The following is a 13,517-nucleotide window of genomic DNA, read 5'->3' on the forward strand; positions in this document are numbered from 1 at the left end:
AAATCGCCCGGTGGGTGCCTGACTGTTATCAAGGAGCGTGCCAGGTTTGCCGAAGTCTCCGTGATACGGGGGTTAAACTGCTCTAAAGCTCATGTTTCAAGATGTTTCATGCCAAAATAAGGCTAAAAGTGCGCAACTTCTTGCGCAGTGGTGTGCAAGAAGTTGCGCACTCGGCTACAGGCTCCGGCACACGGGCTCTGTAGCAATTCGAGTAGCGAAAAAACGCGATCAAGTGCGCAAGAAGTTGCGCATAAAGGCGCATTGCCATTACTTGGCGAGATGTCGAGGGCCGCAAATGACCGAACCAGCGCCCCTTTTTGCCGTTCCATCACTGGCACGCCAGCCCCAGATTGTCGGACAGTCCCACCCCAGAGCCTTCCCGCGAACCAAGTCGGGCCGGCCCGAGGGTTAAAAAGCGTCTTATAAATGAAACACCGCCCTCGGCTATACTCCCCGCATTTCGACTTAGGCACGAGGAATCACTGTGAAGAACTGGACGTTGCGCCAACGCATTTTGGCGAGCTTTGCGGTGATTATCGCCATCATGTTGCTGATGGTCGTTGTCTCGTATTCACGCTTGCTGAGGATCGAGGCCAGTGAAAGCAGCGTGCGTGACGACGCGGTTCCCGGCGTCTATTACAGCTCGATGATCCGCGGGGCGTGGGTTGACAGCTATCTGCAGACCCAGGAACTGCTGGGCCTCAAGGAAGGGCAGGGCATCAGCAGCGAAGATGCGGCGGACTACAAGGCATTCGAGACGCGCCTGCAAGAGCAGATGGCCAACTACCGCAACACCGTCACCACCGACGAGGACCGGGTCGAGTTCGCTGCGTTCGAGAAGGATCACGACACCTACATGCAGATCCAGGATCAGGTGCTCGACTTGCACAAGCGCAACCTGGAAGCCGACGCGGTCAAGTTGTTCACCGAGAAGCTGACCCCGGCCTGGTACACCGGCCGCATGAAACTCAACGACATCATAGGCGAAAACAAACGGGTCGCTGATCAGGCCATGGCCAACATCGACGAAGCCGTGGCGGCGGCCAAGGTCAGCATGTTCGTCTCGCTGCTGGTGGCCGTGCTCGCAGCCGGCGCCTGCGGTCTGTTGCTGATGCGCGCGATCATGGCGCCGATGAACCGCATCGTGAAAATCCTCGAAATCATGCGTACCGGCGACTTGAGCAGCCGTCTGAATCTGGATCGCAAGGACGAGTTCGGCGCGGTGGAAACCGGCTTCAACGACATGATGACCGAGCTGACTTCGCTGGTGTCCCAGGCCCAACGCTCCTCGGTGCAGGTGACCACTTCGGTGACCGAAATCGCCGCCACCTCCAAGCAGCAACAGGCCACCGCCACCGAAACCGCGGCCACCACCACCGAAATCGGCGCGACCTCGCGGGAGATCGCCGCCACCTCGCGGGATCTGGTGCGCACCATGACCGAAGTGTCCACCGCCGCCGATCAGGCCTCGGTGCTCGCCGGTTCCGGCCAGCAAGGCTTGGCGCGCATGGAAGACACCATGCACTCGGTGATGGGCGCGGCCGATCTGGTCAACGCCAAGCTGGCGATCCTCAACGAGAAGGCCGGCAACATCAATCAGGTGGTGGTGACCATCGTCAAGGTCGCCGATCAGACCAACCTGCTGTCGCTCAACGCTGCCATCGAGGCAGAGAAGGCCGGCGAGTACGGGCGTGGTTTTGCCGTGGTCGCCACCGAAGTGCGGCGTCTGGCGGATCAGACTGCCGTCGCCACTTACGACATTGAGCAGATGGTTCGCGAGATCCAGTCGGCGGTATCTGCCGGCGTGATGGGCATGGACAAGTTCTCCGAAGAAGTGCGCCGGGGCATGGCCGAAGTGCAGCAGGTCGGCGAGCAACTGTCGCAGATCATCCATCAGGTGCAGGCGCTGGCGCCGCGGGTGTTGATGGTCAACGAAGGCATGCAGGCCCAGGCCACCGGTGCCGAACAGATCAACCATGCGCTGGTGCAGTTGGGCGACGCCAGCAGCCAGACCGTCGAGTCGCTGCGTCAGGCCAGTTTCGCCATCGACGAACTGAGCCAGGTGGCCGTCGGGCTGCGCAGCGGCGTTTCGCGATTCAAAGTCTGATGAGCGAAGTCACCGCCAAACGCAGCGCTGCGCCGGTGGCGAAGCAGGCGTTGTTCCTGCTGTTTCGCATCGGCAGCGAGCGTTACGCCTTGCGCGCCACCGAGGTGGCGGAAGTGTTGCCGCGCCTGCCGTTGAAGCCGATTGCCCAAGCGCCGAACTGGGTCGCCGGGGTGTTCGCCTATCGCGGTGCGGTGGTACCGGCCATCGACCTCAGCGCGCTGACTTTCGGCCATCCCGCCGAGGCGCGCACCAGTACGCGGCTGGTGCTGGTGCATTACCGTCCGGATGAACAGCAGCCGTCGCGCTGGCTCGGGCTGATCCTTGAGCAGGCGACCGACACCCTGCGCTGCAATCCCGAGGATTTTCAGCCATATGGCCTGGACAATCGTCAGGCGCCGTATCTCGGCCCGGTGCGCGAAGATGCCCAGGGTCTGGTGCAGTGGGTGCGGGTCAACGACTTGCTGGATGACGCGGTGCGCAGCCTGCTGTTCCCCGCGCCACTTGAGGCACAGTCATGAGCAGCGACCAGCGTTTTTTCGATTTCCTCAAGGAACGCATCGGCCTGGATGTCACCTCGGTGGGGCCGGCGATCATCGAGCGCGCGGTGCGCCAACGCACCACGCTCTCGCAAGCGGCGCACAGCGATGAATACTGGCAACTGCTGCAAGGTTCGCGGGACGAACAGCAGGCGTTGATCGAGGCGGTGATCGTCCCCGAAACCTGGTTTTTCCGTTATCCGGAATCCTTCGCCACCCTCGGCAAGCTGGCGCGCAAGCGTCTGGACGAATTGAACAACATGCGTGCGCTGCGCATCCTCAGCCTGCCGTGCTCGACCGGCGAAGAACCCTATTCGATTGCCATGGCCTTGCTCGATGCCGGGCTCAAGCCGCATCAGTTCAAGGTCGACGGCATGGACGTCAGCCCGCTGTCGGTGGACAAGGCGCGACGGGCGTTGTACGGCAAGAACTCGTTTCGGGGGCAGGATCTGGATTTTCGCGAGCGTCATTTCACCGCCGAACAGGATGGCCATCGGGTCAGCGAAGCGGTGCGCGAGCAGGTGCGCCTGCAGGCCGGCAATGTGCTGGATCCGACGCTGCTGGCCAGCGAGCCACCGTTCGACTTCGTGTTCTGCCGCAACCTGCTGATCTATTTCGACCAGCCGACGCAGAAGCAAGTCTTCGAAGTGCTCAAGCGTCTGACGCACGTTGATGGCGTGTTGTTCATCGGCCCGGCCGAGGGCAGTCTGCTCGGGCGCCTGGGCATGCGCTCGATCGGCATCCCGCAGTCGTTTGCCTTCAGTCGACACGCTGAACCCATGCCCGAACCTGTGGCATTGCCGACCCCGACCCCTTTGCCGGTGCGCCAACCGCTGCGCAGTCCGCCGCCAGTATCGCCGCCGGTGCGTCCGCGGCCGTTTGCCAGCGTTGCACCGTTGCCCGTCAGCAGCAAAAGCGCCAACCCGGACGCGGCGACCTTGCTCGCCAACATCGCCGCGCTGGCCAACGAAGGCAAAAGCGCCGAGGCCCGCGCGGCATGCGAGCAGTATCTGCGCAGTCACGAACCGGTGGCGCAGGTGTTTTACTGGCTCGGTCTGCTCAGCGACGTGGCCGGTGCCGCGCTCGAAGCCCAGGGTCATTACCGCAAGGCCTTATACCTTGAACCGCAACACCCCGAAGCGTTGATGCACCTGGCCGCCTTGCTGCAGGCCCAGGGCGACAGCGCCGGTGCCAGACGATTGCAGGAACGTGCCGCCCGCAGCGGCCGCACCGCCGACAGTGAGCGTAAACGATGATCCCGTCCGACACTTTGAACGTCACCCACGAAGACGCCCGGGCCATCGATGATTGCTGGAACCGTATCGGTATTCATGGCGATAAGTCGTGCCCGTTGCTGGCCGAGCATATTCATTGCCGCAACTGCGCGGTGTATTCCGCCGCCGCCACGCGCCTGCTTGACCGTTATGCATTGCAGCAGGACGAACGCGATCCGGTCGCCGTGGCGGTCGAAACCGATGTGAAAACCCGTTCGCTGCTGATGTTCCGCCTCGGCGAGGAATGGCTGGGGCTGGCCACCCGCAGCCTGGTGGAGGTAGCGCCGCTGCAGGCGATTCACTCGTTGCCGCACCAGCGTTCGCGGGCCTTGCTCGGCGTGGCGAACGTGCGCGGCGCGCTGGTCGCGTGCCTGTCGCTGGTCGAGTTGCTCGACCTTGATGGCAACGCCGCACCGGCCACTGGCGCGCGGATCATGCCGCGCATGCTGATCATCGCCGCCCACGGCGGACCGGTGGTGGTGCCGGTGGACGAGGTCGACGGCATCCACGCCATCGATGAAAAAATTCTCGACGCCGCGTCGCGTGCCGGCGGTGAGCACAACAGCACGGCCAGCGCCAAATACACCCGTGGTGTCCTGCAATTCCGGGGGCGCAGCCTGCGCTGGCTGGATGAAGAGCAGCTGCTGTCCGCCGTGACCCGGAGCCTCACATGACCCCCGAGCAAATGCGCGACGCCTCGCTGCTGGAGCTGTTCAGCCTGGAAGCCGAAGCCCAGACCCAGGTGCTCAGCAGCGGGCTGCTGGCGCTGGAGCGCAACCCGACTCAGGCCGACTATCTGGAATCGTGCATGCGTGCGGCGCACTCGCTCAAGGGCGCGGCGCGGATCGTCGGCATCGACAGCGGTGTCAGCGTCGCCCATGTGATGGAAGATTGCCTGGTCAGTGCGCAGGAAGGTCGGCTGTTGTTGCGTCCCGAGCACATCGATGCGCTGTTGCAAGGCACCGATCTGTTGATGCGCATCGCCACGCCGGCCAATGCTCCGCAAGCGCCGGACATCGAAGCGTATGTGGCGTTGATGGGACTCCTGCTCGACCCTTCGGCAGCGCCCACAGTGGCGCCACCGCCGATGGCCGAGTTGCAGATGCAGGCGCCGCCGCCTGCGCCTGCACCGATTGAAACCCCGGCGCAAGTGATCGAGACACCGCTGGAAACCTCCGACCCGGCACCGCGCAAGAACAAGCGCACCACCGAGGGCGGCGAGCGCGTGCTGCGGGTCACCGCCGAACGCCTGAACAGCCTGCTCGACCTGTCGAGTAAATCGCTGGTCGAAACCCAGCGCCTCAAGCCGCATCTGGCGACCATGCAGCGTCTCAAACGCATGCAGAATAATGGCCTGCGGGCACTGGAAAGCCTCAACGTGCATCTCAAGGAACATGCGCTGAGCCTTGAGGCCCAGGAAGCCCTTGAAGATGCGCGGCGCTTGCTGGCCGAGTCTCAGCAATTGCTCGCGGAAAAGAACGCCGAGCTCGACGAGTTCGCCTGGCAAGCCAGCCAGCGCGCCCAAGTGCTCTACGACACCGCGCTGGCCTGCCGCATGCGCCCGTTTGCCGACGTGCTCACCGGTCAGGTGCGCATGGTTCGAGACCTGGGGCGCAGCCTCGGCAAACAGGTAAGGCTGGAGATCGAAGGCGAGAAGACCCAGGTCGATCGCGACGTGCTGGAAAAGCTCGAAGCGCCGCTGACTCATTTGCTACGCAACGCGGTCGATCACGGCATCGAAACCCCGGAACAACGCTTGCTCAAGGGTAAGTCCGAAGAAGGCCTGATCCGCCTGCGTGCCTCGCATCAGGCCGGTTTGCTGGTGCTGGAGTTGAGCGATGACGGCAATGGCGTCGATCTGGAAAAGGTCCGCCGCAGCATCGTTGAACGCCAATTGTCACCGGCAGAAACTGCCGCGCAGTTGAGCGAAGAAGAACTGCTGACCTTCCTGTTCTTGCCGGGCTTCAGCCTGCGCGACACGGTGACCGAAGTGTCCGGGCGTGGCGTCGGTCTTGATGCGGTGCAGCACATGGTGCGGCAACTGCGCGGCGCGGTGGTGCTGGAGCAGACGGCGGGCGAGGGCAGCCGCTTTCATCTGGAAGTGCCGCTGACCCTGTCGGTGGTGCGCAGTCTGGTGGTCGAAGTCGGCGAGGAGGCTTATGCGTTTCCGCTGGCGCACATCGAGCGCATGTGCGACCTGGAGCCACAGGACATCGTGCAGATCGAGGGCCGTCAGCATTTCTGGCACGAAGGTCGGCATGTCGGGCTGGTCGCGGCCAGTCAGTTGCTGAATCGTCCGGCCAGTCAGAGCAGCGGCGAAACCCTCAAGGTCGTGGTGATCCGCGAGCGTGACGCGGTCTACGGGGTGGCGGTCGAGCGGTTTGTCGGCGAGCGCACGCTGGTGGTGCTGCCGCTGGATGAGCGACTGGGCAAGGTTCAGGATATTTCCGCCGGGGCGCTGCTCGACGACGGTTCGGTGGTGCTGATCGTCGATGTCGAAGACATGCTGCGCTCGGTGGACAAACTGCTCAACACCGGGCGTCTGGAGCGTATTGCTCGCCATGGCAATCAGGCCGCCGAAGTGGCGCGCAAACGGATTCTGGTGGTCGATGACTCGCTGACCGTGCGCGAGTTGCAACGCAAGTTGCTGCTCAATCGCGGCTATGACGTGGCGGTCGCGGTGGACGGCATGGACGGCTGGAACGCGCTGCGTTCGGAGGACTTCGATTTGCTGATCACCGACATCGACATGCCGCGCATGGATGGCATCGAACTGGTGACCCTGTTGCGCCGTGACAACCGCCTGCAATCGCTGCCGGTGATGGTGGTCTCGTACAAGGATCGTGAAGAGGATCGGCGTCGTGGACTGGACGCTGGCGCCGACTATTATTTAGCCAAGGCCAGTTTTCATGACGACGCCCTGCTTGACGCAGTGGTTGAGCTCATTGGAGGAGCGCGGGCATGAAAATCGCAATCGTCAACGACATGCCCCTGGCGGTGGAGGCTTTGCGCCGTGCGCTGGCCTTCGAGCCGGCGCATCAGGTGGTCTGGGTCGCCAACAACGGCGCCGAGGCGGTGCGGTTGTGCGCCGAAAACACCCCGGATCTGATCCTGATGGACCTGATCATGCCGGTCATGGATGGCGTCGAGGCCACGCGACGGATCATGGCCGAAACCCCGTGCGCGATCGTTATCGTCACGGTCGACCGTCAGCAGAACGTGCACCGGGTCTTCGAAGCCATGGGCCACGGCGCGCTGGACGTGGTCGATACCCCGGCCATTGGTGCGGGGAACGCGCAGGAAGCGGCGGCGCCGTTGCTGCGCAAGATCCTCAACATCGGCTGGCTGATCGGCGAGAAAACCCCGCGCTCGCGCCCGGTGCCGACGCCCCACCGCAGTTCGGCGTCGTGCAAGCGGCTGGTGGCGATCGGCTCGTCTGCCGGCGGACCGGCCGCGCTGGAAGTGCTGCTCAAGGGCCTGCCACGCCATTTCTCGGCCGCCATCGTGCTGGTGCAGCACGTTGATCAGGTGTTTGCCGCGGGCATGGCCGAATGGCTGGCCAGCGCCAGTGGCCTCGATGTACGCCTGGCCCGCGAGGGCGAGCCACCGCAGGCCGGCGCGGTGCTGCTGGCCGGCACCAACCACCATATTCGCTTATTGAAAAACGGCACGCTGGCCTACACCGCCGAGCCGGTCAACGAGATCTACCGGCCTTCGATCGACGTGTTTTTCGAAAGTGTCGCCAGCTATTGGAACGGCGATGCCGTCGGGGTTTTATTGACCGGGATGGGACGCGACGGGGCGCAAGGGCTTAAGCTCATGCGCCAGCAGGGTTATCTGACCATCGCGCAGGATCAGCAAAGCAGTGCGGTGTACGGCATGCCCAAGGCCGCAGCGGCGATCGATGCGGCCGTCGAAATCCGTCCACTGGAAAAGATAGCGCCACGATTGCTGGAGGTTTTTCCCAAATGAACAGGCTATTCCGCAATCCTGGCCCCCGCAGTACTCAGGTGACCGCCCATGAATGATTTACAGATCGACGACATTAAAACCGACGAAAACGCCGCCATGGTGTTGTTGGTGGACGATCAGGCGATGATTGGCGAAGCCGTGCGCCGTGGGCTGTCGAATGAAGAGAACATCGACTTCCACTTTTGCTCCGACCCGCACCAGGCCATCGCCCAGGCGGTACGGATCAAGCCGACGGTGATTCTGCAGGATCTGGTGATGCCCGGCCTCGACGGCCTGAGCCTGGTGCGCGAATACCGCAATCACCCGGCGACCAAGGACATCCCGATCATCGTGCTGTCGACCAAGGAAGACCCGCTGATCAAGAGCGCGGCGTTTTCCGCCGGGGCCAACGATTATCTGGTGAAACTGCCGGACACCATCGAACTGGTGGCGCGGATTCGCTACCACTCGCGTTCCTACATGACCCTGCTGCAGCGGGATGCGGCGTACCGTGCGCTGCGCGTCAGCCAGCAGCAGTTGCTCGACACCAACCTGGTGCTGCAACGCCTGATGAACTCCGACGGCCTGACCGGGCTGTCGAACCGCCGGCACTTCGACGAGTACCTGGAGCTGGAATGGCGCCGCTCGCTGCGCGACCAGAGCCAGTTGTCGTTGCTGATGATCGACGTCGATTACTTCAAGTCCTACAACGACAGCTTCGGCCACGTCGAAGGCGACGAGGCGCTACGCAAGGTCGCCACGGCGATCCGCGACGCCAGCGCCCGACCGTCGGACCTGCCGGCCCGCTACGGCGGTGAAGAGTTCGCCCTGGTGCTGCCGAACACCTCGCCGGGCGGCGCACGACTGGTGGCGGAAAAGCTGCGCCAGACCGTGGCGGCGCTGAAGATTCCGCACAACACCCCGGGCGACGGGGCGAGCCTGACCATCAGCATCGGCCTGGCCACCATGGTGCCGCAGGCGGGCAGCGATTGCCGGCTGCTGATTTCGGCGGCGGATCGCGGGTTGTACCTGGCCAAGAACAACGGGCGTAATCAGGTCGGGATCGAATAAACGCTTACCCTCACCCCAGCCCTCTCCCAAAGGGAGAGGGGGCCGACCGAGGTGTCTAGCACTGTACATCGACCTGATCGACCGAGTCGATTATGGATCTTCAAGCTTGGCGCTTCCGGATTCAGCAAAGCTCTTTCACGTCGGCGTACCTCTCAAATATCCCCCGATCGGTCCCCTCTACCTCTGGGAGAGGGCTAGGGTGAGGGCAAAGGGTTTAATGATCCCCACACCCGCCAGACGGGCTGCCGTGACAGCCTGATTACGTTATACTCGCCGGCTTTCAAAAGTTCGCCAACGAGTGCTGCCCGTCATGGAAATCAACCCGATCCTGAACACCATCAAGGACCTGTCCGAGCGCTCCGAAACTATTCGGGGGTATCTTTGACTACGATCAAAAGCATGAGCGTCTGATCGAAGTCAATCGCGAGCTTGAAGATCCTGCAGTCTGGAACAAACCTGAATACGCCCAGGAACTGGGCCGCGAGCGAGCATCGCTGGCGCAGATCGTCGACACCCTGGATGAGCTGTCCAGTGGTCTGGCCGATTCCCGCGAGCTGCTCGACATGGCCGTTGAAGAAAACGACGAAGGCGCGGTAAACGACGTCGTTGAACTGCTTCAAGGGCTTGAAGAGTCACTGGCCAAGCTTGAATTCCGCCGCATGTTCAGCCACGAGATGGACCCGAACAACGCCTACCTGGACATCCAGGCCGGCTCCGGCGGCACCGAGGCCCAGGACTGGGCCAACATCCTGCTGCGCATGTACCTGCGCTGGGCGGACAAACGCGGTTTCGACGCGACCATCATGGAACTGTCGGCCGGTGAAGTCGCCGGTATCAAAGGCGCGACCGTGCACATCAAGGGCGAATACGCCTTTGGCTGGCTGCGTACCGAGATCGGCGTGCACCGTCTGGTGCGCAAGAGCCCGTTCGATTCCGGCAACCGTCGCCACACCTCGTTCTCTGCGGTTTTCGTCTCGCCAGAGATCGACGACAAGGTCGAAATCGAAATCAACCCGGCAGACCTGCGGATCGACACCTATCGTTCCTCCGGTGCTGGTGGTCAGCACGTAAACACCACCGACTCGGCCGTACGTATTACTCACGTACCGACCAACACCGTGGTCAGCTGCCAGAACGAGCGTTCCCAGCACGCCAACAAGGACACCGCCATGAAAATGCTGCGGGCCAAGTTGTACGAGCAGGAAATGCAGAAGCGCAACGCCGCTTCCCAGGCCCTGGAAGACACCAAGTCGGACATCGGCTGGGGTCATCAGATCCGTTCGTACGTGCTCGACGCGTCGCGGATCAAGGACTTGCGCACCAACATTGAACGCAGCGACTGCGACAAGGTGCTCGACGGCGACATCGACGAATACCTGGAAGCCAGCCTGAAATCGGGGCTGTAAAAGACGCACGCAGGGTCGCTGATGCAACGCGATCCCTGTAGGAGCCAGCCCTGCTGGCGATTCCCGGGCCGCCAGGCCCGGGGGCAACGAACCTGATGGAATATCTGAAGACATGAGCGACCAACAACTCGACCCGCAAGCCCTGCAACAGGAAGAAAACTCCCTGATCGCCCTGCGCAAGGAAAAGCTGGCTGCCGAGCGCGCCAAGGGCAACGCCTTCCCGAACGACTTCCGCCGCGAAAACTACTGCGAAGATCTGCAGAAGAAATACGCGGACAAGACCAAGGAAGAGCTGGCCGAGGCTGCAATCCCGGTCAAGGTTGCCGGTCGCATCATGCTCAACCGTGGCTCGTTCATGGTGATCCAGGACATGACCGGTCGCATCCAGGTCTACGTCAACCGTAAAACCCTGTCCGAAGACACCCTGGCCGCCGTCAAGACCTGGGACATGGGCGACATCATTGCCGCCGAAGGCACCCTGGCGCGTTCCGGCAAGGGCGACCTGTACGTCGAAATGACCAACGTACGCCTGTTGACCAAGTCGCTGCGCCCGCTACCGGACAAGCACCACGGCCTGACTGACACCGAACAGCGCTACCGTCAGCGTTACGTTGACCTGATCGTCAACGAAGACGTGCGTCAGACCTTCCGCGTGCGTTCGCAAGTGATCGCGCACATCCGCAGCTTCCTGATGAAGCGCGACTTCCTCGAAGTCGAAACGCCGATGCTGCAGACCATTCCTGGCGGTGCCGCAGCCAAGCCGTTCGAAACCCACCACAATGCGCTGGACATGGAAATGTTCCTGCGTATCGCGCCTGAGCTGTATCTGAAGCGTCTGGTGGTTGGCGGTTTCGAGAAAGTGTTCGAGATCAACCGCAACTTCCGTAACGAAGGCGTTTCGACGCGTCACAACCCTGAATTCACCATGCTGGAGTTCTACCAGGCTTACGCCGACTACGAAGACAACATGGACCTGACCGAAGAACTGTTCCGTGAACTGGCGCAGCTGGTGCTGGGCAGCACCGACGTGCCGTACGGCGACAAGGTGTTCCACTTCGGCGAGCCGTTTGCCCGTTTGTCGGTGTTCGACTCGATCCTCAAGTACAACCCTGAGCTGACCGCCGATGACCTGAACGACATCGACAAGGCGCGCGCCATCGCCAAGAAGGCCGGTGCCAAGGTGCTGGGCTTCGAAGGTCTGGGCAAGCTGCAGGTGATGATTTTCGAAGAGATGGTCGAGCACAAGCTGGAGCAGCCGCACTTCATCACTCAGTACCCGTTCGAAGTGTCGCCGCTGGCCCGTCGTAACGACGAGAACCCGAACGTCACCGACCGTTTCGAGCTGTTCATCGGCGGCCGTGAAATCGCCAACGCCTACTCCGAGTTGAACGACGCGGAAGACCAAGCCGAGCGCTTCATGGCGCAGGTGGCCGACAAGGACGCCGGCGACGACGAAGCCATGCACTACGACGCCGACTTCGTGCGCGCGCTGGAGTACGGCATGCCGCCAACGGCCGGTGAAGGTATCGGCATCGACCGTCTGGTGATGTTGCTGACCAACTCGCCGTCGATCCGCGATGTGATCCTGTTCCCGCACATGCGACCGCAAGCGTAAACGTTTCAGTTAAAAAGCCGCCTAAAACAGGCGGCTTTTTATTGCCTGTCTGGTACAAATGTATCAATTGGTTAATTTTGCAATAGCAGAGGAAGTCCAGTCGTGATGGTTGCAATCGCTCAAGAAGGTGCAGCGGGTATCGCCACTGCGGTCGCTGAAAGTGTTCAGTACCAGGGCCGCAAGGCCAGCCGACAGGGCAGTGAGCAGCGTCGACAGGACATTCTCGACGCGGCGATGCGTATTGTCGTGCGTGACGGCGTGCGCGCCGTGCGCCACCGGGCCGTGGCGGCCGAGGCCGGTGTGCCGCTGTCGGCCACCACCTATTACTTCAAGGATATCGATGACCTGCTCACCGATACCTTCGCCCAATACGTCGAACGCAGCGCGGCCTACATGGCCAAGCTGTGGATCAACAACGAAGGCCTGCTGCGCGAAATGGTCGTCAGTGGTGACGGCAGCCCCGAGTCGCGCTCGCAACTGGCGGACGACATCGCGCGGCTGATGGCCGACTATGTGCACCGGCAACTGGTCAATCGTCGCGAGCACCTGATGGCCGAGCAGGCGTTCCGTCAGGAAGCGCTGCTCAACCCGCGGCTGGCGGATCTGGTGCGCTCGCATCAGCAGATTCTGCTGCAGGGCACCTGCCAGTTGTTCCAGGTGCTGGGCTCGCGTGAACCGCAGCAGGATGCCAAGGTGTTGACGGCGATTATCGGACGGATGGAATATCAGGGCCTGCTCAACGACGCCGAGCCTTTGGCCGAACAGGACATGCTCGGGATTCTGACGCGGTACATGCATCTGGTCCTGGCCTCGGTCTGATAGCCGACGCCGATCCCCTGTGGGAGCGGGCTTGCTCGCGAATGCGGTATCACATTCAACGCTTCAGTTGACTGACCCACCGCCTTCGCGAGCAAGCCCGCTCCCACAAGGGACTGAGCCGATCATCAGGGCGACGCGTGTTCATAGGGAGTATTGAATGAAAGCCTGGCGTGGCGTGCTGATCGCCTTGTCGTTCCTGCTGCTCAGTGGCTGTCTGGTGACCTTCAAGGATCCGCTGCCTGCCAGTGACCCGGCGCCCAAGGGCCTGCTGGGCACGTGGTCGAGCACCAATGCCTGGGGCGAACCAATGAACCTTGAGCTGACCCGCGTCGGCAACGATCGCTATCAGGCCGTCACCTGGTTCAAGGCCCGGCCTCACGAGCGCGAGGCATACCCGTTCACCGTGTCGCGTCATGGCAGTCGCTGGTACCTGTCGGCGAAAGTGCCGGCGCGTTACGGTGGCCAATACACCATCGCCGGTTTCGAAATCACCGACAAACACGAGCTGGTGGTGTACAACCTCGACCTCGAACAGATCAATCAGGCGATCAAGCAGCAAGCCCTCGACGGCAAGGCTTTCCAGACCGAGGACGACGGCGACGGCGTGCAGGTCGACAGTCGCCTCGACAAGGTCTTTGCTTACCTCGACGATCCGGCCAATTCCGATGTCTTCGTCGAGGCCGCGCGCTATCAGCGCCAGGCCCGCGCCAAATAATTCAGTTTTCTACAGGAGTTTCG

11 protein-coding genes are annotated in these 13,517 nt (G+C 62.3%); all 11 read left to right on the forward strand.

Going from position 1 to position 13,517, the window contains the following annotated elements:
* Positions 1 to 484 precede the first annotated feature (484 nt).
* The 11 genes from QRN61_RS24875 (at position 485) to QRN61_RS24925 (ending at position 13,494) form a co-directional block, all read left to right on the forward strand.
* Positions 485 to 2,107, forward strand: coding sequence for a methyl-accepting chemotaxis protein (locus QRN61_RS24875; protein ID WP_096795800.1), 1,623 nt, complete (start codon positions 485 to 487; stop codon positions 2,105 to 2,107).
* Positions 2,107 to 2,625, forward strand: coding sequence for a chemotaxis protein CheW (locus QRN61_RS24880; protein ID WP_285375966.1), 519 nt, complete (start codon positions 2,107 to 2,109; stop codon positions 2,623 to 2,625). Before QRN61_RS24875 ends, QRN61_RS24880 begins: the two co-directional genes overlap by 1 nt.
* Positions 2,622 to 3,899 carry a CheR family methyltransferase gene (locus tag QRN61_RS24885; protein WP_285375967.1) on the forward strand — a complete coding sequence of 426 codons (1,278 nt, stop codon included), beginning with the start codon at positions 2,622 to 2,624 and terminating at the stop codon, positions 3,897 to 3,899. The genes QRN61_RS24880 and QRN61_RS24885 overlap by 4 nt, the downstream gene beginning before the upstream one ends.
* Complete coding sequence (locus QRN61_RS24890) at positions 3,896 to 4,591, forward strand: chemotaxis protein CheW (protein WP_007964201.1); 696 nt, start codon at positions 3,896 to 3,898, stop codon at positions 4,589 to 4,591. Before QRN61_RS24885 ends, QRN61_RS24890 begins: the two co-directional genes overlap by 4 nt.
* On the forward strand, positions 4,588 to 6,882 hold the full coding sequence (locus tag QRN61_RS24895; RefSeq protein ID WP_285375968.1) for a hybrid sensor histidine kinase/response regulator: 2,295 nt from the start codon (positions 4,588 to 4,590) through the stop codon (positions 6,880 to 6,882). Before QRN61_RS24890 ends, QRN61_RS24895 begins: the two co-directional genes overlap by 4 nt.
* Positions 6,879 to 7,889 carry a chemotaxis response regulator protein-glutamate methylesterase gene (locus QRN61_RS24900; RefSeq protein ID WP_098967417.1) on the forward strand — a complete coding sequence of 337 codons (1,011 nt, stop codon included), beginning with the start codon at positions 6,879 to 6,881 and terminating at the stop codon, positions 7,887 to 7,889. Before QRN61_RS24895 ends, QRN61_RS24900 begins: the two co-directional genes overlap by 4 nt.
* A gap of 48 nt (positions 7,890 to 7,937) precedes the next feature.
* Entirely contained in the window at positions 7,938 to 8,939 is a 1,002-nt protein-coding gene (locus QRN61_RS24905; protein WP_025112221.1) for a diguanylate cyclase domain-containing protein, read from the forward strand.
* 310 nt (positions 8,940 to 9,249) lie between these two features.
* Positions 9,250 to 10,345, forward strand: a protein-coding gene (prfB, locus tag QRN61_RS24910; protein WP_096795805.1) for a peptide chain release factor 2 whose coding sequence is annotated in 2 segments (ribosomal slippage) — positions 9,250 to 9,321 and positions 9,323 to 10,345 — 1,095 coding nt in all. Because the reading frame shifts where the segments join, the coding sequence is not laid out codon by codon here.
* A 112-nt stretch (positions 10,346 to 10,457) separates the two neighbouring features.
* Positions 10,458 to 11,960 carry a lysine--tRNA ligase gene (lysS, locus tag QRN61_RS24915; RefSeq protein WP_285375970.1) on the forward strand — a complete coding sequence of 501 codons (1,503 nt, stop codon included), beginning with the start codon at positions 10,458 to 10,460 and terminating at the stop codon, positions 11,958 to 11,960.
* Between the two features lie 105 nt (positions 11,961 to 12,065).
* A complete protein-coding gene (locus tag QRN61_RS24920; protein ID WP_007964212.1) occupies positions 12,066 to 12,779 on the forward strand; it encodes a TetR/AcrR family transcriptional regulator in 714 nt (237 codons plus the stop codon).
* Between the two features lie 157 nt (positions 12,780 to 12,936).
* Positions 12,937 to 13,494 (forward strand): hypothetical protein, encoded by a 558-nt coding sequence (locus QRN61_RS24925; protein ID WP_150370352.1) that lies wholly within the window; start codon positions 12,937 to 12,939, stop codon positions 13,492 to 13,494.
* Positions 13,495 to 13,517: the final 23 nt, after the last annotated feature.

It is taken from the genome of Pseudomonas sp. lyk4-TYG-107, assembly GCF_030209055.1.
GTDB lineage: Bacteria > Pseudomonadota > Gammaproteobacteria > Pseudomonadales > Pseudomonadaceae > Aquipseudomonas > Aquipseudomonas putida_A.